Genomic DNA, 22,201 nt, shown 5'->3' with positions numbered 1-22,201 from the left:
AAGTGCAGACACGGCTTTACATTAGAATTTTGCGCCACGCACAGTTTTTCCGCTACGGAATTATGCGCGAGGCTTATCCGTTCACGGCCTGCATGGTGAGATCAAGCGACCGCACGCGAGCCTCGGGATCATATGTCGCACCGCATACGATGATTTCATCGGCTTGCGTCCGGTCGACAAAGGCCGAGATACTATCTTTGATTTGGGCCGGAGTCCCTACGGCGGCTGCCTGGCTCAGATGCGCCAGCATCGCCTGTGCAGGCGCGGGCAGAGTGCTGCTGTAATCCGCAATTGGTGGCGGCAACTTGCCTGGGTTGCCACTGCGCAGACGGACGAAACTTTGTTGCTGGCTGGAGGCGAGCAGCTGTGCTTCGTCTTCGGTGTCGGCCGCAAACACATTCATCGCGACCATGACATGCGGCTGGGCGAACTGCTCGGATGGCTGAAAGTCGCGGCGATAAAGCGCCAACGCTGCATCCAGATGGTCTGGCGCGAAATGCGCCGCAAAGGCATAGGGCATGCCCAATTGCGCGGCGAGCTGCGCCCCGAACAGGCTTGATCCGAGCATCCAGAATTCGATCTGGGCTCCGCGTCCGGGCGTTGCATGGATCGGCAACTCGACATCGCCCGTGATCAGCGCCCGCAACTCCATCACGTCTTGCGGAAACATTTCGGCTGCCTGATGCAGGTTTTTGCGCAGTGCGCGTTGCAATTCTGGTCCGGCACCGGGCGCGCGCCCTAGCCCCAAATCAATGCGTCCGGGAAACAGCGCGTCCAGCGTGCCGAATTGCTCAGCGATCTGAAATGGCGTGTGATTTGGCAGCATGATTCCGCCCGAACCGATACGGATATGACTGGTGGCATTGCCGATATGCGCCAGCACCACTGATGTGGCCCCGCCAGCAATCCCTTCCATCGCGTGATGTTCAGCGACCCAGAAACGGTCATAGCCATATTGTTCGGCAGACCTGGCCAGCTCGGTCGCATCGTTCAGCGCTTCGCTTACGTTTCCGCCTTCGCGCACCGGCACAAGGTCCAGAACAGAAAGTCTAGTCATTGTTCGGTCGGCCCCAGTTGATCGAGATAGCTCTGCGCGCTTGTTGCGAACTCGGTTCCCGGCGACAAATCAATGACCGATTGCCAACTGCTTCGCGCGGCCTCTTCGCGGCCATCCAGAATTGCAATAACTCCAGCCTCCAGCCCGATCGCAGGCGCTGTCGGATCGAGCCGCGCTGCCTCTTCGACTTGCTCTTGTGCATCGGCGAGCTTCCCCATTCGCCGAAGCAGTGTGGCTGAAAGCAGACGCGTCTCGGCATCATCTGGTTGAAACATGCGCGCTTCAGCCAAGGCTGCTTCGGCTGCGTCCAATTGTTCGAGCCCTACCAGCACACGGGCGCTGTCGAGCGCGATCAAGCCCGGCATCCCGCCAGCCTGCGCCGCCAGGGCATCCGCCCGGGCCGCATCGAGCAGCGCCAATGCGCCGGGCAGATCACCGGTCACAAGCGCGGCATTTCCAGCCATAGCACCAAAACGCGCGCGCAAGCGGGTTTCCTCCGCAGGTGTTTCTTGCCGCGCGGCGGTAAAGGCTGCACGGGCTTCTTCCCAACGGCCCAGTTCGGTGGAAGCCAGACCAAGACAGTGGTTAGCTAATACGCGGTCTTCCCCATTGGTTGTATCGCGGCGGATCTGCGCCTGTACGTGCGCACGCGTGGGCTCATCTTCCAGTTGATCGAGACACTGGGCCAGCCAGCTCATGGGTTGCGGCGCGTCGATGATCGAAAGTTCGCGCGGAGGGCGGTCCTGTATGTCGGCCGAGTAGTCAGGCACACCGCCTCGGGTTGGATCGAGCCCGGCCTGAAGCATCAAAGGTAGCAAAGTGGCAGTCAAAAACATTTGGCGTCCCTAATCCAGAAGGCTCCACACCTGGCGGTGCAGCAAGGCAATATCCTGCTCTCGCGACAGGCGGTGATCGCCGTCTTTGACCAAGGCAATCTGTATATCGTCCGAACGAAGTCTTTCAGCCAGCTGCATACTTACTTGCCACGGCACGTCTGCATCGCATTGGCCATGAAGCAGGCGCACGGGCGCGGCGATGTCGATCGGTCCGGTCAAGCGGATATGCGTCATTGCATCCTGCCAGAACTTCGCATGGGTTGGCGTTGGTTCCGGGCCGTAAAGATTGTCTTCATAGATCGTCACGCCAGACGCGAGCTGCGACTTCTGGTCGTCTGAATAGCCCCAATCGGCAAAGTCCGGTGCAGCGGCAATGCCGACCACTCCGGCCAGTCGATTCCCCAGCGCTTCTGCCACCAGCAACATCAGCCAACCGCCCATCGACGAGCCAATGATGACAACTTGACCGTCAATGCAGGCATCGATCAATGCGAGAACATCATCGCGCCATATGCTGAGCGATCCGTCAGCGAATTCCCCCGATGATTGCCCGCAGCCCGAATAATCGAGCAGCAGGCAGGCGCGCCGCTCTTCTTGTGCGGCGGCAAAGATCGAGGTCGCCTTGCCGCCATCCATGTCGGACATATAGCCGGGCAGAAAGACCAGCGCCGGCCCTTTGCCTTCAGCGTAACGATAGGCGATCCGCTGTCCGTCCGCCATTTCATGAAATTGCACATCGCTCATGGCGCTGCTTCATGCCCGCGCAAGTATCACCAGTGCAAGTGTCTGCCCACATCAATCATCTTGTCATTTTGCTGAGACAAGCGCAGCTTAGGCCATGACCATGTTCAAGAACGACCCACTCGCTGACACCGCGCCCGCGCCCGCTGGGCCCGTCGCACTGTCCCGCCGCAACCTGTTCAAGCTTGGCGGACTTGCCGCCGCCAGTGTTAGCACGCCTGCGATTGCGCGTGGCTTTGGCACTGGGTTCACCCATGGTGTGGCAAGCGGAGAACCGGGCCAGACCCGTGTCATGCTGTGGAGCCGATTTGTGGCTAAACAAGACACCACACTTGAATGGGAAGTCAGCCAGAGTCTGGATTTCGCGCAGATTGTATCTGCCGGCAGCGTGATCGCTACTCCATCGCGAGACTGGTGTGTGAAGACATGGGCCAATGGCCTGACGCCGGGCCAATGGTACTATTATCGCTTTACCGCACCAGATGGATCGCAATCTGAAGTGGGCCGCACGCGCAGTTTGCCTGAGGGCGCCGTGCCGCGCTTTCGCATGGCGGTATTCAGCTGCTCCAACTACGGTTTCGGCTATTTCAACGCCTATGCCCATGCCGCCGAAGCCAATGATGTCGACATCGCGCTTCATCTGGGTGACTATATTTACGAATATAATGCCGGATCCTATCCGTCAGAGCGCGAAGCGGTTGTCGAGCGCGTGTTGTTCCCAAGCGAAGAGATCGTTGCTCTGGCATACTATCGCCTGCGTTATGCGACCTATCGCAGCGATCCCGATTTGCGCCGTATCCACCAGCTGCTGCCAATGATTGCGGTATGGGACGATCACGAGTCGGCGAATGACAGCTGGAAAAATGGGGCGCAGAACCATCAGCCTGAAACAGAAGGCAGCTGGGATGTGCGCAAGGCCGCCGCCAAGCGCGCCTATCGTGAATGGTTGCCGGTCTCGGATGATCCCTATGCTGAATATCAGGTGGGCGATCTGGCGACTTTGCTAAGACTCGATACGCGGCTGGAAGGGCGCGAGGAACAATTCAATATCGGCGATGTTATCCAGGGCAAACGCACACCTGAGGAGATCGGCGCGGCGCTGACAGCGTTCCGCGAAGGGGCTTATCGTGAGGAGTCACGCGAACTTCTTGGCGCGGCGCAGCAGGCCTGGCTGGCAGATCGATTGAAGTCGTCCCGCACGGGCGGCACGCAATGGCAAGTGCTGGTACAGCAGGTGTTGATGGGTGAGCTCTTCACCGCGCCGCGATTGGCCGAAGCGGTTCCGCCCAATGCGCCCGAATTCATCCGCCGGCGCGTGCAAGCCAGCACTTTGGCCGGGAATGCGGGCCTGCCCGCCAATATGGATGCGTGGGATGGCTATCCCGCGGCGCGGGCACGGGTGTTTGAAGCCTCGCTTGCAGCAGATGCAAATCTGATCTCGCTTGCCGGTGATACACATAATGCGTGGGGCTTTGATCTGGCGCATTCAGGCCAGAAAGTCGGGGTGGAATTTGCCACGCCCGGCGTTACGTCCCCGGGGCTCGAAAGTTATCTGGGAGCGATCCCGCCACAGGATCTGTCCCGCGCAATCGTCAACCACAATCCTGCGCTTAAATACGCTGATACATCGCGGCGCGGCTATATGGTGGTCGAGTTGACGCCGGAAAGCGCAAGCGCAGAATTTCGTTTCATGGCGGGCATTCGCCAGCGTTCCACGCGTATCGCGGGAACCAAGCGGATTGTCGCTTCCGCCGGCTCCCGCGAACTCACGATCTAGCTTCGTCTGCCTTGTGGGTAGGAGCTAGTCGCGGTTGAAGATTTCCTCGATCGCGAGATCGAAGACATCGGCGATCTTGAAGGCGAGTGGCAATGACGGATCATAGCGCCCCTTTTCGATCGCATTGACTGACTGGCGGCTGACTTCCAGCCGGTCGGCCAGATCCTGCTGGCTCCAGTCACGTTCTGCTCGGAGGACCTTGAGGCGATTGTTCACCGGATCTCTCCGTAGGTGCCGTATTTGATCTTGTTGAAGATCGCGCCAACACCCAGTCCAAGGCACCAGATCGTGGGCCACCAGAATGCGGCCACGGGTTCAACGATACTGTAGGTTTCCAGGAAACCCCAGATCGCCGCGAGCGTGAAGGAAATACCCGTCGCGATCAGACCCTGCCGCACATAAAGCATGCGGAAGAACTCGTCTTTCTCCTCCATGATGAGCCCGCCAAAGACCCAGACAACGCCGGCAAAGGAGAGGCCCGGAAGGAACGCGAGGAGCGCTGCCACCGGTCCGGTCAGGCCGCGCCCGTCAATAAAGTGTTCCGCCAGCATTAGCGTGATCAGATAGAACGCCATGGTCAGCGCCATACGCAGCAGATAACGATGCGTGGCAAGGCTGTTATCTTTCGAAAGCGACAGACCTTTGACAAAGGCAAACACCATCAGGCTGACCGGGATTGTGGCGAGCACATATGCTGTCGTCGTGTTGATCGCGTCAGACTTCCACACAAACATCAGCGCGAGCGCGCCAATTAAAGACGATGCGGCAGCGCCAAGACACAGTTTGGTAGTAGAGGAAGGCGAATCTGAAGTCATTGCGCGCACCGATTGCCGCTTCCCTTCGCGCCGTGAGAGATCCACAGCGCGGCAAAGCCTGAAATGGCGGTGACGATGCTGAACGATATGTTCGAGCTAACGCCCATGCTTTTTGTGACTGCCGCAACGATGAGGATCAGAGCAGCGCCTGCCAGCCCTTTGTAGATATTTTTCATCAGTCAAGCTTCCTTTCTTTTATGGAAAGGTTGGTTTACATCGATTCGGAAATTTGGCAAGCTCACTTTCCAAAATGGAGCGGATGCTTTCCGAAGCTGCGTGGTGCAAGCGATGGTAGTGACATCGCAACCACCCGTGCCTATATGCCTTGTCATGGCCAAGCTGATGACTACCACCACCACAACTACCACCTCGGATATCCGGGGGCGGTTGGTCGCGGTTTAGTCGCGAGGCCCGCCACCCGAATTCGGGTGGCTTGGGTGTCAGCCTCCCGAAAATTTGCTTAATCACGTGACACCGCCCTTTCGGTGTGCCTTTGCTTGTGGCAGTGGCGCTTGCAAACACCGCCTAGACGAGACGGACGAATTTGATGACCGAACTTCTGAAGATCAGCCTGCCCGATGGATCAGTGCGCGAAGTCGAGCCGGGCTCGACCCCGGCAGACCTTGCCGCGGCGATTGGCCCCGGCCTTGCCAAAGCTGCATTGGCGGCCCGCGTTGACGGCGAGGTGCGTGATCTCAATCGCCCGTTTGACGGTGATGCAGAGCTCGCGCTAATTACATCAAAAGATGAAGCTGATGCTCTTGAGCTGGCGCGGCATGATTACGCGCACGTGCTCGCCGAAGCGGTGCAGGCATTGTGGCCGGGCACGCAGATTACCTTTGGCCCTGCGACGGACGACGGGTTCTATTACGATGTAATGGCGCCTGCCTCTCGCGAGCCGTTCAGCAGCGAAGACCTCCCTGCGATTGAAGAAAGAATGCGCGATATCATCAAGGCGGACAAGCCGCTGGTGCGCGAAGTCTGGTCGCGTGCAGATTTGATCGCCAAATGGGTATCCGAAGGCGAGACATTCAAGGCGGAGTGGGCAAAGGAACTGCCCGAAAATGAAGAGCTGACTGTCTATTGGTCAGGCGAACCGGGCAGCGACGGGGCCTGGCTGGACATGTGCCGCGGCCCGCACTTGGCCAGCACTGGCAAGCTCGATCCCGATGCTTTCAAGCTGATGCGTGTTGCCGGCGCCTATTGGCGCGGCGATCAAAGCAATGCGCAGCTGACGCGCATCTATGGCACTGGCTGGCTCAACAAAAAGCAATTGAACGCGCACCTTCATCGGCTGGAAGAAGCCGCCTTGCGCGATCATCGCAAGCTGGGCCGCGAGATGGACTTGTTCCACTTGCAGGAAGAGGCCCACGGGAGCGTCTTCTGGCATCCCAATGGCTACAAGATCTGGCGCGAGCTTGAGGCCTATATGCGCCGCAAGATGGACGGAGCCGGCTATCAGGAGATCAAGACGCCGCAGGTTATGGACGCACGCCAGTGGGAGCAGTCGGGCCACTGGGGCAAGTATCGCGAGAACATGTTCGTCATCCCTGACGAGGTTCCGAACACTGAGGATGAAGGCGAAATCATCAGCGGCGATGCTGACTGGATGGCGCTGAAGCCGATGAACTGCCCCGCGCATGTGCTGGTCTTCAAGCAAGGTATCACGAGCTATAAAGAACTACCGATCCGCTTGGGTGAAATGGGTTGCTGTCACCGCAACGAACCCCATGGCGCGCTGCACGGCTTGATGCGCGTGCGCCAGTTCACGCAGGATGACGCGCATATCTTCTGCACGGAAAGCCAGATTGTCGATGAAGTCCGCGCCTTCTGCGAGCTAGCTGACGGTGTCTACAAGGATTTCGGCTTCACCTATCACATCAAGCTCGCGCTGCGGCCTGAACAACGTTTTGGTTCGGATGAGGATTGGGACAAGGCGGAGCAAGAGCTGCGCGATGCCGTGGTCGAAGCGGGCATGGCAACCGAAGAATATGGCTGGGAGGAATTGCCGGGCGAAGGCGCTTTCTACGCGCCCAAGCTCGAATGGCATCTGACCGATGCAATCGGTCGCACATGGCAGGTGGGCACGATCCAGTCTGACCGCGTTCTGCCAGAGCGCCTTGATGCAACCTATATCGGCGAGGATGGTGCCAAACATCGCCCGGTCATGCTGCACCGCGCGATTTTCGGGTCATATGAGCGCTTCATCGGCATTCTGATCGAACATTATGCCGGGCGCATACCAGTGTGGCTTGCACCGGTGCAAGCTGTGGTCGCGACGATCACGTCCGACGCTGACGATTATGGCAAGCAGGCCGTCGCCAAGCTTGAAGCCGCTGGCATTCGCGTGGGAAGCGATTTCCGCAATGAGAAGATCAACTACAAGGTGCGCGAACATTCGCTCGCGAAGGTTCCGCATCTGCTTGTCGTCGGCATGCGTGAAGCTGAGGAGGGCACAGTTGCCATCCGTACGCTGGGCGAGAAACATCAACGCGTGATGAGCCTTGATGAGGCGATTGTGATGTTGAAGGAAGAAGCAACCGCGCCAGATTTGCGTGGCTAAGCCTGAGGTTCAAAAAGGAAGCGCGCGGTCGGCTGCGATGAGTGCGACGGCGCAAGTCGTGACCAGCGTAACGCGGATCACTTCGAGCCGTGCCTCTGCGACTTTATCCGACAGACGGACCGCGCGCGTAAGAGAAATGACCTTGGACATAGGCGGAATTATCCGCCTCAATTCCTAACGACCCGTTAATGCGCGTTTAAAGGCTAGGCATTTGCTGGCTGGCGCAGTGAAACCCGCCCCCGCCTGCAAGGACTGCGTCACCCGGTAACCCCACTGTTTCGCGATCCGGGAACAGCGCGGCAATGGCCGCCACTCCTTCTTCGTCATGCGGAGAGCCAAAGGTCGGCACCACCACCAGATGCGTGGTGATCGCGAAGTTCACGTAGCTGGCCGGTTCGATCTGGCCGTCTCGCTCGATCAGGCTGGGCGATGGGATTTGATGCAGTGTCAGTCCTGCATCAAGAATCCGTGCCTTGGCATCGGCATAGATTGACTCGTTGGGGTCATCGCCGCCGGTCGCGCGTGGAAGCACCACCTCGCCCGGCGCTACAAAGCGTGCAAGATTATCAACATGACCATCGGTGTGATCATTGATCAGACCGTCGCCGAGCCACACAATTCGCGTGAAACCCAGATCGCGCGCAAGTCTTGCCTCAATATCTCCGCGTAAGAGATGCGGATTGCGGTTGGGGTTGAGCAGGCATTGTTCGGTGGTCAGCACAATGCCGGTGCCGTCACCATCAATTGCGCCGCCCTCCAGAATCCAGTCGCCGTCGATGACAGGAAGCCCGGCATCAAAAGCGAGTTCGGCGCCGATCTGCTGATCGCCGTCCATCAGATATTTGCCGCCCCATCCGTTGAAGCCGCAGCGCAGCGCAGACCCGTCACCGCGCACCAGCGGGCCGGTGTCACGCAGCCAGATATCGCCATAGGCACGACGCTCGAGCGTTACTTTACCTGAAACCAGCGTGCGTGCGCGCGCTTCATTCGCTTCATCCCGAACAAGCAGGCGAACTTCTTGCCCGCTTTCAGCAACGGCATTTGCGAAGGCTGCAATCTGAGCCTGTGCTGGATCGAGAAAGCCGGGCCACTCCTCAGCGAGATGCGGAAAACCGATCCACAGCCAATCCTGCGGTGCCCATTCAGGCGGCATCAGGATGTTGGCCATAGACCGGTTCTCTTATCCAGCATGCGTCGGAAGTCAGCAGCCAGTATCGCTGCTCGCGCAATCTTCGTCACGCGTAGCTTTGAACTCGTCACCTTCATTCCAGTTTGGCCAGCTTGTGCTTATCGCCATCATCCGGCCAAGGCGGTAAAACAGCTGCAGGTCAGCCATCACGCCTGACCAGTCCCACTCCTCGTTGAACTCGTCTTTGGGGCCGTGATAGCGATTGTCGCGATAATCCTGTTGCAACGCTGCGCCCGCTTCGCGTCCTCCCTCAACCAGGTCTTCGCCGCCATCGACATAGAGCATCGGCACACCGCGCTTGGCGAAGGCAAAGTGATCGCTGCGATAATAGTATCCCGCTTCCGGATTGGGGTTGGGCGTTGAAACGCGGCCATCAGCGACCAGCGCTGCTTCAAGGAACTGGTCGAGCTGCGATTTGCCCGGGCCAACAACGGTTACGTCCTTGGACGGGCCAGCAATCAGGAAAGCGTCCATATTGATGCCGCCAACCGTCTGCGCGAGCGGGAAGACAGGGTTTTCGGCATAGTAATGCGCACCCAGCAGACCCGATTCCTCAGCGGTCACGGCCAGGAAGACCAGGCTGCGATCGGGCGCACCGGCCTTGCCATGTGCTTCTGCCAAAGCCACCAAAGCAGCTGTGCCTGTGGCGTTGTCGACCGCTCCATTGCAGATATCATCGCCATCGGGCGCCGGTGTACAGCGACCCAGATGGTCCCAATGCGCGGTGTGGATGACATATTCGTCTGGGCGGGTTGCACCTGGAAGCACGCCAATCACATTCTTCGATGCAAAGGTGCGAATGTCATTGGCGAAGCTGGTCGATGCCAAGAATCCCAGTTCGACAGGTGTGAAATCCTCCGACTTCGCGGCTTCCGAAAGTGCGTCCAGATCCTGTCCGGCAGCGCTCAGGATTTCACGGGCGACTTCCTTCTGCACCCAGCCATTCATGGTTGTGAGCGGCGGCGCGTTCTCGCCCCGCTGGGCATAGGCCTGCGGGCCGGACCAGCTGCTCTCGACAACGTTCCAGCCATAGCTGGCAGGTTCCGTGTCATGAATGATCAAAGCACCTGCTGCGCCTTGCCTTGCGGCCTCTTCATATTTGTAAGTCCAGCGCCCGTAATAGGTCATGGCGCGGCCATTGAAGGTTCCTTCAAGGCCCGGCGTTTGCCAGTCTGGATCATTGACAAGGATAACCACGGTTTTGCCGGTTACATCGACACCATCATAGTCATTCCAGCCACGTTCCGGCGCGTTGATGCCATAGCCGACAAACACCAGCTCGCTGTTGGCAAGCTGGGTCTGCGCGTCTTCGCGGTAAGTTACACCCACCCATTCGCTGCCGAAATCGAACACCATGTCTGTTTCGCCATTAGTGATCGTAAGCGGCGCGAAATTCTTGCCGGTGATTTCAACCAGCGGCACATCCTGAACCCAAGAACCATTGTTGCCAGGCTCAAGCCCAGCTGCTTCAAAACGCTCGGTCAAAAGCGCAACAGTCAGTTCTTCGCCTTCAGTTCCCGGCATACGGCCGTCGAATTTGTCACTCGACAGCTCACGCGTGATGTCGACCATGGTCGCCTGGGAAATGTCGCCATCCGCAACTTCCAGGATATCGAGTTCGGGTTCGCTTTTGGTCATCATGTCGCATGCGGTGAGCGACAATGCACAAAGCATGGCGAGGCCAGCTGTAATGCGGGGCTTTATCATTGGTGACGTATCCTCTCTACTCTAAATCTATGGCGCACCCTTTGCATAAGCGAGCAGCGCGGGGCAAGCGCTTGCGGTGCTTGCACTGTCTCACGCGCGCGGGCAGGGAGAGCGGATGAATGGCGATTGGCAGCAGGCATTGGCTCGGGCAAAGGCGGAGGCGCCGTTTCTGGCGCGCGCATTGGACCGGCAGCCTGATCTTACTGCATTGCTGGAATCTGGCGATCATGAAGCTGCTTTGGAATGGGCGCGCAAAGCTGGCCAAGGTGCGTCATCAACGGGCGTTGCTTTGCGGCGCGAACGGCTGGCCTATTCAACCGCGCTGGCGATCGGAGACCTTGCCGGAGTTTTCAATGTCGACTTTGTGATGGTCGAACTGTCCGATCTGGCTGATCGGGCGCTAGATCTAGCTATCAATGACGCTATCCTTCGCCGGGTAGAGGGGGCTGACTTGCGCGGCATGATTGCGCTGGCGCTTGGGAAACATGGCGCACATGAGCTCAACTACAGCTCGGACATTGATCCAATCCTGCTTTATGATCCCGAGACGCTTCCCAGACGCGAGCGAGATGAACCGGGCGAGGCGGCACAGCGATATGCGCGCGAGATTGTGCGGACCTTGTCAGAGAATACGGCTGAAGGATATGTTTTCCGGGTCGATTTGCGATTGCGCCCGGCGAGCGAAGTCAGCCCGTTGGCCATTTCGACCAATGCCGCGCTATCTCACTATGAAAGCTCGGCACTTGCTTGGGAGAGAGCGGCCTTTATTCGGGCGCGTGCCTGCTCCGGCGATGTTGCAGCGGGCGAAGCCTTCCTGGATGCAATCAAGCCGTTTGTATGGCGTTCAAGCCTTGATTTTGGCGCAATCGACGAGATCCGCCGGCTGACTGAACGCATCCGATCAAACTACAAGGGCCCGAACGAAGTCGGCCCCGGGTTCAACTTGAAACACGGGCGCGGCGGAATTCGCGAGGTCGAGTTTTTCGCGCAAACGCATCAGTTGATCCATGGAGGGCGCGATCCATCTTTGCGGCTGCGCGGAACGCGCGCTGCGCTTGATGCACTTGCGGCAGCGGGCAGGATCGACACGGATCAAGCGACCGCACTGGGTGAAGCTTATGATCGGCTGCGCGTGGTCGAACACCGGCTGCAAATGGTCAATGACCAGCAGACACATGCGCTACCTGCTGGCGATGCATTGGAATCCGTTGCCCGGCTGGATGGGTTGCGTGATGCTGCGCAGCTGATCGAGAACTTGCGTGAGGTTACTGATCGCGTCGCTGTTGAGTATGATCGATTGCTTGACGTGGGCAGCGATGCCGAGCCGGTAACGCCCGCAACTACGAGCCTGTCTGACCGTTTGCATGCGCTTGGCATGGCCGAACCTGATCGGCTGGCTGAGCGCATCACGAACTGGCGCGATGGCCGCTATCAGGCGCTCAAATCCAGCGCAGCACTGAGTGCCTTCGATGCGATGTTGCCTGACCTGCTTGAAGCGCTTGCCAATGCAGATGATCCGGAACGCGCAATCCTGCGCTGGGAAAGCGTACTCTCCAACGCATCTTCTGCAGTCAATCTGTTTCGCTTGCTTGAAGCGCGCCCCGGGCTGTTCGAGCAATTGATGGCCGTGTTGACGCTGGCGCCGACATTGGCAGAGGATTTGGGGCGCCGCCCGGGGCTGCTGGATACGCTGATCGACGCAAGCGCGCTGGATCTTCCCGGAGATGTCGATGCGATTGCCGCACGGATGGAAGCGGGCGATGCCGCGCGCGATTACGAACGTCAGCTCGATCGAATCCGCATTGTTACCGGCGAACTTCGCTTTGCTTTGGGCTTGCAGCTTGTACAAGGCGTGCATGACCCGCTTGACATAGCGGCGGCGCTTTCGCGTACAGCAGAAGCGGGATTGCAGGTCGCGCACCGGGCGGCCTGTAAAGAGTTTGCACGCAAACATGGCACCATAGAGGGCAGCGAGTTGATGGTTCTGGGCTTGGGCCGCTTGGGCGGTGGCGCGCTGACCCATGCCTCCGATCTCGACATAATCTATCTGTTCACCGGCGATACCAGCGCAGAGTCTGATGGCGAGCGCCCGCTTGGCGGAACGCAATACTATAACCGGCTGGCACAGCGGGTTAGCGCTGCACTTTCTGTGCCCACCGCGCAGGGCGCGCTATATGAAATCGACACACGCTTGCGGCCACAAGGGGCGCAGGGCCCCTTGGCGGTGACGCTGGATGCCTTCGCTAAATACCAGTATGAGGCTGCATGGACGTGGGAGCACATGGCGCTCACGAGAGCCCGGGTACTCGTCGGATCGGACAGCGCTCGAACCCGGCTCGACACAATCATCGCAGATGTGCTCACTCAAACGCGTGACCCCGCTAACCTTCGTGAGGCCATACTGGAGATGCGCAGCGAGATGGCGAAGCATAAGCCCGCGAAAGGCTTGCTGGACGTCAAGCTGACGCGTGGCGGGCTAGTCGATCTGGAGTTTGCAGTGCACTTCCTTCAACTGCGCGAAGGGATCGCGCTGCAACCTGATCTGAGCAAAGCTGTCGATGAGCTTGTCGCGGCAGGCCATCTGCCCAGCGAGACGCGCGAAGCACACGATCTGATGACACGGGCTTTGGTTGCGGGGCGATTGTTTGCTCCCTACCTCAGTGAAGAACCACCAAAATCTGCAGCATCAGCGCTCGCCAAAGCTTGCCAATGCGAAACCTATAGCGCGCTCTTGTGCAGACTTGGCGAGGCGCGGCAAATTGTGGCTGCGATCTGGCGACAGACATTTGAATTGAAATTGGAGATTGAAACATGAGCACTTCCCCTGGCGTCGGCGATGCAATGCCTGATATCGCGATGGAAACACCCGAAGGTGGCAGCGTGAAGGCGAGTGATTTTGTTGGGCAGAAGCTGGTTGTGTTCTTCTACCCGAAAGACAACACACCGGGTTGCACGACCGAAGCGAAGGATTTCACTGCGCTCAAAAGTGACTTTGACAAGGCTGGCGTAGCATTATTGGGTGTGAGCAAGGACTCGGCCAAGAAGCATCAAAACTTCATCGCCAAGCACGGTCTGAAGACCCCGCTGGCGACTGATGCGGAGGAGCGCGGCCTGTCTGACGCGCTCGGCATCTGGACTGAAAAGCAGATGTACGGAAAGACCTATATGGGCATGGTCCGCACGACCTATCTGATCGGCACAGATGGCAAGATCGCGCAGGTCTGGAACAAGGTGAAAGTCAAAGGCCACGCGGAAGAAGTCCTTGCCGCTGCAAAGGCGTTATGACTGTAATTCGATGACTACGCTTGCATCAGCTATCCGAGCGGCGCTGCTGACGGCGGATCCGCGTGCCAAGGTGATGGTGACGCGCGATGTGGCGCGAAATTGGCGGCAGGGCCGACTTGAGTTTGTATTCGACGCACAAATGCCAGACGAGCCAGCACGCCCGGCACACCCCGAATTGCTGCCCCCGCAACAGATGCCGAGACGCAGCAAGGGCGGATCGGAGCGCGGGCGTATTGCAATGTGGCACAGCCTTGCTCACATCGAATTTGTCGCGATCGATCTGGCGCTCGATATAGTAGGGCGCTTTGGCGAAATCATGGGGGCAGAGTTTGTCGATGACTTCCTGTCAGTTGCAGCAGACGAAGCGATGCATTTCGCATTGCTTGCCAGGAAACTGGAAAATCTGGGTAGTGACTATGGCGCGCTGCCTGCGCATGGTGGCTTGTGGCAAGCAGCGTTTGAAACACGCCATGATGTGCGAGCCCGGCTGGCGATAGTACCGATGGTGCTTGAAGCGCGCGGGTTGGACGTCACACCCGCCACGTTGCAGCGCGTCCGTTCTGCCGGGGATGAAAATGGCGCCCGGATTCTCGAACGAATCCTTGACGACGAAATCCGGCATGTCGGTTTTGGCACCAAGCATTTTGTCGCCCTTGCGGAAAAAGCGGGCGAATCACCGCAGCAAAGCTGGCAAGGGCTTGTATCGAAGTACTTTCGCGGGAGCGTTAAACCGCCGTTTAACGACTCGGCGCGTCTTGCAGCCGGTTTATCGCGGGACTTCTACAACGCTATTGCTTCGTAAACCGTTTTGGCCGTTAACCCAGAATTGCACAAAGGCGTCAATAAAGAGACGCCAGCCTCGAAGGGGCGCGATTGGTTGGCCCCCCTTTGGGTCGCACAGAAACGAAGCGGGTCCGAACCAGGGTTCGTGTTGAGGAACAAGTTTTGATCGGACCGCAAATCCTGAAGGCTATCAATGGCGCAATCGCCATGGCCGTGGCTGGCTTGATGAGTACAGCGACTCCTGCGTTAGCTAATTCCAATGCGGCTTCGGTTGATATCCGTGACACTGTTCGTGATGCACAAGACGAATCGATGCTGCAGGGCGACGCCCGCTATCAGCAATTGTTTGCAAGCTGGGAAGCACTCGAAGAGCGCGGCCAGGATGCGACCACAGTCAGCGCCAGCATATCGGTTCCGTCGATCATGCCTCTGCAGGATGCCAGGCTGACAAGCGGTTTCGGAATGCGCACACACCCCGTTCTTGGTGGTCGCCGTAGCCATAAGGGAATCGATCTGGCCGCCCCCACCGGCACGCCGATCTATGCGACTGCTGACGGTATCGTGGATCGCGCGGAGAGGTTTTCGAGCTACGGCCTGTTCATTGAGATTGAACACGGCGCGGAATTGGAAACGCGCTATGCACACATGTCGCGTCTCGCGGTTTCCGCGGGCCAGCGTGTCAAGAAGGGCGACTTGATCGGCTATGTCGGATCAACGGGTCGCTCAACCGGTCCCCATCTTCATTACGAAGTTCGCGTATCGGGTGTTGCAGTCAATCCAATTCCGTATATGGTAGAAGCTCCAGTTATTCAGCAGCTGGCGGAGTTGGAAGAGGCTTCGGAAGTTGAAGGCGGCCAAGGAGGCGAGTAGCCGGTCGCGACAAAGGTTTTCCGCCTGGAAGCGGATTTCGGACAGAGGAGAGGATGTCCGATCAATGGCGGCGGGTTTTCCCGCCGCCTTTTTTCTTGTCCAAATGGTTCGGCTAGGTAATCTCCTTGTTAAGGAGAAATAACCACATGCACCCGATTCAGCACGCACAGGCGCGCCCCGATCATCCGGCTGTCATTATGGCCGGCAGCGGCAAGACGATGAGCTTTGGCGAGATGGATGAGCAAGCCAATCGGTTTGCGCATTTGCTGTGCGCAAACGGATTTGCTCCGGATGATGCCTTTGCCGTGCTGCTGGAGAACCGGATAGAGTTCTACACGCTGATTTGGGGATCGCAGCGCGCAGGCACAATGCTGGTCCCGATCTCCACCCGTCTGACAGCGCCGGAAATAGCGTACATTCTGAAGGACAGCGAAGCCAAGCTGCTGATCACTTCTGAGGCGTTCAATGGTGTCCTGCCTGGCATTCGCGCCGCACATCCTGATTTGCCCGTATTGATCATGGACGGCAGCGGTGAAGAGGACTTCGCAACCGCATTGGCAAGCCAGCCAAGCGAACCGTTCCCCGATCAACAGGCCGGACTTGTCATGCTCTATTCGTCGGGAACCACAGGCAGGCCGAAGGGTATTCGCCCGGCGCCCCCGGCTGATCCGGATCCACAAGCGGTGAATCCCTTTATCGGGCTCGCTGTAATGGGCGCCGGAATGCCGGCAGATGGAACTATGGTCTATCTCTCGCCCGCTCCGCTTTATCATGCTGCGCCGATCGGCTGGAGCTCGACCGTCCATCGGCTTGGCGGAACGGTCGTGATGATGGAGAAATTCGATCCGGAGACCGCACTTGCGGCGATCGAGAAATACAAGGTTACAGACAGCCAATGGGTGCCCACCCATTTCGTTCGCATGCTTAAATTGCCGAAAGACATTCGTACCAAGTATGATTTGTCTTCGCACAAACGCGCGCTGCACGCCGCTGCACCTTGCCCGGTCGAGATCAAGCGGGAGATGATCGATTGGTGGGGCCCAATTGTGAACGAGTACTATGCCGGCTCGGAAAGCATCGGCATGACCATGGTGCACTCAGCCGACTGGCTCAAGTATCCTGGTACTGTAGGCAAGGCGATCCACGGAACTGTGCATGTTTGCGGCCCTGACAATGAAGAGCTTGGCCCGGGCGAAGATGGCCTCATCTTCTACGAAAACGACATTCTGCCGACTTATCACAATGATCCCGAGAAAACGAAGGAAGCGATGCATCCCAAGGGGTGGATGACCTTGGGCGATATCGGGCACGTCAATGAAGAGGGCTTTCTGTTTCTGACCGACCGCAAAAGCCACATGATCATATCGGGCGGGGTCAACATCTACCCGCAGGAAATCGAGAACCTGCTTGTCACGCATGACAAGATCATGGATGCCGCAGTGATCGGAGCGCCTGATCCTGATCTCGGCGAGAGGGTCGTCGCCGTGGTACAGCCGATCGATATGAGCGATGCGGGCGAAGCGCTTGAGCAAGAGCTGCGCGATTTCCTCGAGCCACAACTGGCACGCATCAAGATGCCCAAGTTGTTCGACTTTCGCCCGGATCTGCCGCGCGAGGCCAATGGCAAGCTCTACAAGCGCGAACTGCGTGATGAGTATCTGGCCAAGGCAGCCGTTTCTTGAGCGCGCTGCCTAGCGATGTCGCCCGAATGGTCATCAACCCGCATGCCTATGCTGAATGGGACGGGCTTCTCGATACGTTTGATCGCCTGCGCAAAGAGGCACCGGTTTCGCGGGTAGAGCCGGAAGACGGCGAGCTGTTCGATCCCTTTTGGCTGATCACGCGATATGAAGACGTGATGAGGATCTCGAAAGATAATGCGACATTCCTCAACAATCCGCGCCCTGTCGTTTTCAGTTTTCGTGAAGCGATTGAATTCAGTCGCGCTGCGACCGGCTCGAACATGCTGGTCGATTCACTGGTGGTGTTCGACGCCCCGATCCATCCGAAATATCGCCGGCTGACGCAAGACTGGTTCATGCCGCGCAATCTGGCGAGGATGGAAGGTGAAATCCGCGCGATTGCGAACCGCACTGTGGACGGTTTGATCGCAGCAGGCCCTCAAGCTGATTTTGTGAAGCTGGTTTCCGGCCCTTACCCGCTGCATGTCGTAATGCAGATTCTTGGCGTGCCTGAAGAAGACGAGCCGCGGATGCAGATGCTGACGCAGCAGCTGTTCGGTGGGCAGGATGCGGACCTCTCGGGCACGGGCATGGAGAACATGACGGCAGAGCAAGTCGTCCAGCTGGTTGCAGGTGCGGTGAAAACGTTTGAAGAATACTTCGCCGGGATTGCAGCTGAACGCCGCGCCAATCCTACTGAGGATGTTGCGAGTGTCATTGCGAATGCCACGGTCGATGGAGAGCCGCTACCCGAGCGTGACATGGCGGGATACTACATCATCGTCGCGACCGCTGGCCATGATACCACCTCGGCTTCGACCGCAGGCGCGATGCAAGCGTTGGCGCAAGACCCGGAGCAATGGGCGCGGGTCAAGGCGGACCGTTCATTGCTGCCGGGCATTGTCGAAGAGGCGATCCGATGGACCACGCCGGTACAGCATTTCATGCGTACTGCGGCGGAAGATGTCGAGATAGGCGGCCAGCAGATCAAGGCAGGTGACTGGCTGATGATCAATTATGTTGCCGCCAACCATGATCCGGCGCAGTTTGAGAACCCGCGTAAATTTGACGCCTCTCGTTCGCCCAATCGCCATGCTGCCTTTGGTGCTGGCGCGCACCAATGCCTTGGCCTTCACTTGGCGCGAATGGAGATGAAAATACTCTTCGAGACAATACTTGACCGGGTGGAAAGTATTGAACTGGCTGGCGAGCCCAAACGGGCGACTTCTACATTTGTTGGCGGGCTGAAGACATTGCCGCTGCGCTTTAGAGCTGGCTAGCGAGCAATCGCTCCGCCATTGCGCGCACGTCTGCGCCCATGTCCTCGCGTTCCAGCGCTAGCGCCAATGTCGCTTCGACAAAGCCGAGCTTATTGCCGCAATCATAGCGTTTTCCGTCAAAGGTGACCGCATGGAACGGCTGCTGGCCGATCATCTTGGCCATTGCATCAGTCAGCTGGATCTCTCCGCCTGCGCCCTTTTCTTGGGCTTCAAGCACGCGCATGACTTCTGGCTGCAAGATATAGCGGCCGGAAATGATCTTGTTCGATGGAGCCTCAGCCACGGGTGGTTTCTCAACCAGCCCTTTGACTTCAGTCAGCGCACCATTTTCCGCACCGGGATCGATCACACCATAGCTGGAGACCTCTTCATGCGGCACTTCCAGCACGCTGATGATATTCCCGCCTGTGCGATGATAGGCGTCTACCATTTGCTTCATGCAACCGGTTCCACCCTTGTTGCCAATCATCAGCTCGTCGGGGAGAAAAATTGCAAAAGGTTCATCGCCTACTATCGCACGCGCGCACCAGATCGCGTGGCCCAAGCCAAGCGGGACTTGCTGACGCACGGTGATGATATCGCCCGGTGTTGCGCGGGTCGGCTCAAGCACGCTCATATTCTTGCCGCGCTCGTTCATGGTCTTTTCCAGCTCGAACGCCATGTCGAAATGTTCGACAATCGCGGTCTTTCCGCGCCCCGTCACAAAGATCATCTGCTCGATCCCCGCCTCGCGCGCTTCGTCCACCGCATATTGGATTAGCGGACGGTCCACGATCGGCAGCAACTCCTTCGGAATCGCTTTGGTGGCAGGCAGAAAACGCGTACCCAGGCCCGCGACGGGAAAGACGGCCTTCTTGATCGGCTTATGTGTTGTCATGGGCCAGCGAATAGGCCGCAATCCTGTCTCTCGCAAGCAGACACTCACGCTGTATCATCTTGTTCATTTGCGTGAACGCAAGGATTGGCTAAGGGCATTCTATGGACAAACTGGTTATCAAAGGCGGCAACCGCCTAGAGGGAACAATTCCCATCTCAGGCGCGAAGAATGCGGTGCTCACGCTGATTCCCTGTGCACTTCTGACTGAAGAGCCTCTTACGCTGCGCAATTTGCCGCGGCTGGCGGACATTGACGGGTTCCAGCACCTGATGAATCAGTTCGGGATCACCACAGTGGTCCAAGGCACGCGGCCCGAAGATTTCGGCCGGGTGATGAGCCTAGAAGCCCCACGTATTACCTCCACCGTTGCGCCCTATGATTTGGTGCGCAAGATGCGCGCATCGATCCTCGTGCTAGGCCCGATGCTTGCCCGGATGGGCGAAGCGACAGTGTCCATGCCGGGTGGCTGTGCAATCGGTAACCGCCCGATCGATCTGCACTTGAAGGCACTGGAAGCTTTCGGCGCCGAGATCGAACTGGCACAGGGTTACGTCAAAGCGATGGCGCCCGATGGCGGATTGCCCGGCGGTGAGTTTGATTTTCCGGTGGTTTCGGTCGGCGCTACGGAAAACGCACTGATGGCGGCGGTGCTGGCGAATGGTACGAGCCGTTTGTTCAATGCTGCGCGCGAGCCGGAAATCGTTGATTTATGCAATCTTCTGGTGGCGATGGGGGCTGAGATCGAAGGGATCGGTTCGTCCGACCTGACAATCCACGGTGTAAAGCGGCTGCATGGCGCCACCTACCGCGTGATGCCCGACCGAATCGAGGCTGGTTCTTACGCATGCGCGGCCGCAATAACGGGCGGTGACGTTCGACTTGAAGGCGCAAAACCCGATGAAATGGCGGCCACAATTCATGCACTGCGTAATATCGGCGTTGAGGTTGAGGAAGAAGCGAAGGCAATCCGCGTCAAGGCCAATGGCCCGCTCAAGGCGACCAATCTCACGACCGCTCCATACCCCGGCCTCGCGACTGACATGCAGGCGCAACTCATGGCGCTGCTATGCAAGGCAGAAGGCACGAGTGTGCTGAAAGAGACCATATTCGAGAACCGTTACATGCACGTACCGGAACTTGCGCGCATGGGCGCAGATATTGAGACAGAGGGCCGCACGGCAATCGTCAAAGGTGTGGAGACATTGACGGGCGCAGAGGTGATGGCCACCGACTTGCGCGCCTCGTTCAGCCTGGTGCTGGCAGGGCTTGTTGCTGAAGGTGAAACAACCGTCCGGCGGCTCTATCATCTGGACCGAGGATATGAACGTCTGGAAGAGAAGCTTAAGTTGGTGGGTGCGGATATCGAGCGGGTCGGCGACGACTAGACCCGGCTAACCAACCAGACCCGGATGGCGCTGGCGAGCCCCGGCGGGGTTTTCGACTTGATACGTTCTTCGTCGATCCGCGCGACGAGTGCATTGATCGCGACGCCTTCCCGCGCAGCGGCCGTGCGCAGCATATCCCAGAATACCGGCTCCAGGCTGATGGAGGTCTTGTGCCCTTCAATCTGCACCGATCGCTTAACCGGAGGATGATAGGGCGGAGTCGCGCTCATGCGCTTGCGCGCGCGAGCTGCTTTGCTTCGCGGAAGCTCACCAATCGTCGCTGGCCCTCGTCCCACAAGGCCAGCCGCATCATCGAGAACGTATCCCGCATGGTGAAACGATTGAGATCGTGCAGCTCGGGGAATGTCCGAAGCACTTCTGGCAGTCGATAAAACGGTACCCGACTGGCCAAATGGTGCACGTGGTGAATTCCGATATTTCCGGTGAACCAGCGCAAGACCGCTGGAAGCTCAAGGTGTGAGCTACCCATCAGTGCCGCGTCGTGGAATGACCACTCAGCATCCTTGTCCCAATGTCCGTGCTCGAACTGGTGCTGTACATAGAACAGCCAGACCCCGGTCGAGGCAGCGATCAGTAGAATGGGCAGAAAAATCACCGCGACTGTCGCGAAAGAGAAGGCATAGACCAGTGAGCCGAGGATAATGGCGGTAACCAGATTGGTCCCCATTGCCGCGATCCAGTAAATCCAGCCCGCTTTCATCAGCCCGATTGGCAAGCGGTGCCGCAACAGAAACAGATAGGCAGGGCCAAGGCCGAGCAGGACCGCGGGGCTACGATAGAAGCGATAGAACCAGCGTTTCAAACGCGGGCTGTCCGCATATTCCTGAACCGTCAGAGTGTCGACGTCGCCATAACCCCGCGCATCTAGATTGCCTGTCGAAGCGTGATGGATCGCGTGCGAGCGGGCCCAGCAATCATATGGGGTCAGGGTCAGCACGCCCATCGCGCGCCCCACCCAGTCATTGCCTTTGCGCCCCGGCAGAAAGGCGCCATGGCCGCAGTCATGTTGAATGATGAACAGGCGCAGCAGTAGCAGACCGGTCACCGGGGCCAACGCCAGCGCCCAGTAATAGCCCGCATCAACTGCGAACAGCATCACCGCAAACAAGGTCACGAATGGCAAAAGCGTGGAGGCCAATTCCCAGCTGCTCCGGCTGATCCGGGGCGTCTTGAAAGCTGATAGTTCACGCATCAATTGACGGGCTTCAAGACCGGCGGAGCTCGGCTCTTCACGGCGGGTCTGGTTCGGGCTGGTATCAATGAGAGTTGTCACGAGACAAACGCCTAGCCAGCTTCCCATGGATTGTCACGCGCGCTCGTCGGTTGCGAAGCA

The 22,201-nt window shown here is 58.4% G+C and carries 21 protein-coding genes; 9 read left to right on the top strand and 12 right to left on the bottom strand.

The genetic code is table 11. From position 1 onward, the window contains the following. Positions 1-73: 73 nt before the first annotated feature. From QQX03_RS01245 to QQX03_RS01235, 3 genes are read right to left on the bottom strand one after another with little or no spacing between them, the layout of a single operon-like run. Complete coding sequence (locus tag QQX03_RS01245; RefSeq protein WP_285976072.1) at positions 74-1,057, bottom strand: LLM class flavin-dependent oxidoreductase; 984 nt, start codon at positions 1,055-1,057, stop codon at positions 74-76. Then, positions 1,054-1,893 (bottom strand): tetratricopeptide repeat protein, encoded by an 840-nt coding sequence (locus QQX03_RS01240; RefSeq protein WP_285976071.1) that lies wholly within the window; start codon positions 1,891-1,893, stop codon positions 1,054-1,056. Before QQX03_RS01240 ends, QQX03_RS01245 begins: the two co-directional genes overlap by 4 nt. A gap of 9 nt (positions 1,894-1,902) precedes the next feature. Then, positions 1,903-2,637, bottom strand: a complete 735-nt coding sequence (locus QQX03_RS01235) for an alpha/beta fold hydrolase (RefSeq protein ID WP_285976070.1) — start codon at positions 2,635-2,637, stop codon at positions 1,903-1,905. Between the two features lie 94 nt (positions 2,638-2,731). Here QQX03_RS01235 and QQX03_RS01230 point away from each other — a divergent pair, with 94 nt between their 5' ends. Continuing rightward, on the top strand, positions 2,732-4,411 hold the full coding sequence (locus tag QQX03_RS01230) for an alkaline phosphatase D family protein (RefSeq protein ID WP_285976069.1): 1,680 nt from the start codon (positions 2,732-2,734) through the stop codon (positions 4,409-4,411). A 24-nt stretch (positions 4,412-4,435) separates the two neighbouring features. Here QQX03_RS01230 and QQX03_RS01225 read toward each other — a convergent pair whose 3' ends face one another. From QQX03_RS01225 to QQX03_RS01215, 3 genes are read right to left on the bottom strand one after another with little or no spacing between them, the layout of a single operon-like run. Beyond that, the gene (locus tag QQX03_RS01225) at positions 4,436-4,627 is read right to left on the bottom strand and encodes a helix-turn-helix transcriptional regulator (RefSeq protein WP_285976068.1); all 192 of its coding nucleotides are present in this window, start codon (positions 4,625-4,627) and stop codon (positions 4,436-4,438) included. Beyond that, positions 4,624-5,226 (bottom strand): hypothetical protein, encoded by a 603-nt coding sequence (locus QQX03_RS01220; protein ID WP_285976067.1) that lies wholly within the window; start codon positions 5,224-5,226, stop codon positions 4,624-4,626. The genes QQX03_RS01225 and QQX03_RS01220 overlap by 4 nt, the downstream gene beginning before the upstream one ends. Further along, positions 5,223-5,402 (bottom strand): hypothetical protein, encoded by a 180-nt coding sequence (locus QQX03_RS01215; protein ID WP_285976066.1) that lies wholly within the window; start codon positions 5,400-5,402, stop codon positions 5,223-5,225. Before QQX03_RS01215 ends, QQX03_RS01220 begins: the two co-directional genes overlap by 4 nt. Before the next feature lie 371 nt (positions 5,403-5,773). On the opposite strand from QQX03_RS01215, the gene thrS reads away from it, so the two are divergent. Then, positions 5,774-7,789, top strand: a complete 2,016-nt coding sequence (gene thrS / locus QQX03_RS01210) for a threonine--tRNA ligase (protein ID WP_285976065.1) — start codon at positions 5,774-5,776, stop codon at positions 7,787-7,789. Between the two features lie 9 nt (positions 7,790-7,798). On the opposite strand, the gene QQX03_RS01205 is transcribed toward thrS, so the two are convergent. Genes QQX03_RS01205 through QQX03_RS01195 form a run of 3 tightly spaced genes read right to left on the bottom strand, consistent with a single transcriptional unit; the run spans position 7,799 to position 10,685 of the window. Next, positions 7,799-7,939, bottom strand: coding sequence for a hypothetical protein (locus tag QQX03_RS01205; RefSeq protein ID WP_157092814.1), 141 nt, complete (start codon positions 7,937-7,939; stop codon positions 7,799-7,801). 46 nt (positions 7,940-7,985) lie between these two features. After that, complete coding sequence (locus tag QQX03_RS01200; protein ID WP_285976064.1) at positions 7,986-8,957, bottom strand: agmatine deiminase family protein; 972 nt, start codon at positions 8,955-8,957, stop codon at positions 7,986-7,988. A gap of 33 nt (positions 8,958-8,990) precedes the next feature. Next, a complete protein-coding gene (locus QQX03_RS01195) occupies positions 8,991-10,685 on the bottom strand; it encodes a M28 family metallopeptidase (RefSeq protein ID WP_432762832.1) in 1,695 nt (564 codons plus the stop codon). Positions 10,686-10,800: 115 nt separating this feature from the next. On the opposite strand from QQX03_RS01195, the gene QQX03_RS01190 reads away from it, so the two are divergent. From QQX03_RS01190 to QQX03_RS01165, 6 genes are all read left to right on the top strand, one after another. After that, complete coding sequence (locus QQX03_RS01190) at positions 10,801-13,500, top strand: bifunctional [glutamine synthetase] adenylyltransferase/[glutamine synthetase]-adenylyl-L-tyrosine phosphorylase (protein ID WP_285976930.1); 2,700 nt, start codon at positions 10,801-10,803, stop codon at positions 13,498-13,500. Beyond that, positions 13,497-13,970 carry a peroxiredoxin gene (locus QQX03_RS01185; RefSeq protein ID WP_285976063.1) on the top strand — a complete coding sequence of 158 codons (474 nt, stop codon included), beginning with the start codon at positions 13,497-13,499 and terminating at the stop codon, positions 13,968-13,970. The genes QQX03_RS01190 and QQX03_RS01185 overlap by 4 nt, the downstream gene beginning before the upstream one ends. A gap of 10 nt (positions 13,971-13,980) precedes the next feature. Then, complete coding sequence (locus tag QQX03_RS01180) at positions 13,981-14,772, top strand: ferritin-like domain-containing protein (RefSeq protein WP_285976062.1); 792 nt, start codon at positions 13,981-13,983, stop codon at positions 14,770-14,772. Positions 14,773-14,960: 188 nt separating this feature from the next. After that, positions 14,961-15,623: a M23 family metallopeptidase gene (locus tag QQX03_RS01175; protein WP_285976929.1), complete on the top strand. Its 663-nt coding sequence runs from the start codon at positions 14,961-14,963 to the stop codon at positions 15,621-15,623. A gap of 146 nt (positions 15,624-15,769) precedes the next feature. Continuing rightward, a complete protein-coding gene (locus QQX03_RS01170) occupies positions 15,770-17,305 on the top strand; it encodes an acyl-CoA synthetase (RefSeq protein WP_285976061.1) in 1,536 nt (511 codons plus the stop codon). 26 nt (positions 17,306-17,331) lie between these two features. Then, a complete protein-coding gene (locus tag QQX03_RS01165) occupies positions 17,332-18,585 on the top strand; it encodes a cytochrome P450 (RefSeq protein WP_285976928.1) in 1,254 nt (417 codons plus the stop codon). Here QQX03_RS01165 and galU read toward each other — a convergent pair. Next, positions 18,572-19,462: a UTP--glucose-1-phosphate uridylyltransferase GalU gene (gene galU / locus QQX03_RS01160; RefSeq protein WP_285976060.1), complete on the bottom strand. Its 891-nt coding sequence runs from the start codon at positions 19,460-19,462 to the stop codon at positions 18,572-18,574. The genes QQX03_RS01165 and galU overlap by 14 nt on opposite strands. A gap of 101 nt (positions 19,463-19,563) precedes the next feature. Here galU and murA point away from each other — a divergent pair, with 101 nt between their 5' ends. Further along, positions 19,564-20,847 (top strand): UDP-N-acetylglucosamine 1-carboxyvinyltransferase, encoded by a 1,284-nt coding sequence (gene murA, locus QQX03_RS01155; RefSeq protein ID WP_285976059.1) that lies wholly within the window; start codon positions 19,564-19,566, stop codon positions 20,845-20,847. Here murA and QQX03_RS01150 read toward each other — a convergent pair. Together QQX03_RS01150 and QQX03_RS01145 are read right to left on the bottom strand one after the other, a co-directional pair. Continuing rightward, on the bottom strand, positions 20,844-21,077 hold the full coding sequence (locus QQX03_RS01150; protein WP_285976058.1) for a ribbon-helix-helix domain-containing protein: 234 nt from the start codon (positions 21,075-21,077) through the stop codon (positions 20,844-20,846). The genes murA and QQX03_RS01150 overlap by 4 nt on opposite strands. Further along, positions 21,074-22,141 (bottom strand): fatty acid desaturase, encoded by a 1,068-nt coding sequence (locus tag QQX03_RS01145; protein WP_285976057.1) that lies wholly within the window; start codon positions 22,139-22,141, stop codon positions 21,074-21,076. The genes QQX03_RS01150 and QQX03_RS01145 overlap by 4 nt, the downstream gene beginning before the upstream one ends. Between the last annotated feature and the right edge of the window lie 60 nt (positions 22,142-22,201).

The sequence above is a fragment of the Altererythrobacter rubellus genome (genome assembly GCF_030284385.1).
GTDB lineage: Bacteria > Pseudomonadota > Alphaproteobacteria > Sphingomonadales > Sphingomonadaceae > Erythrobacter > Erythrobacter rubellus.
The sequence above is the reverse complement of the archived record's forward strand: the minus strand, read 5'-3'. Positions and strand labels throughout refer to the sequence as shown.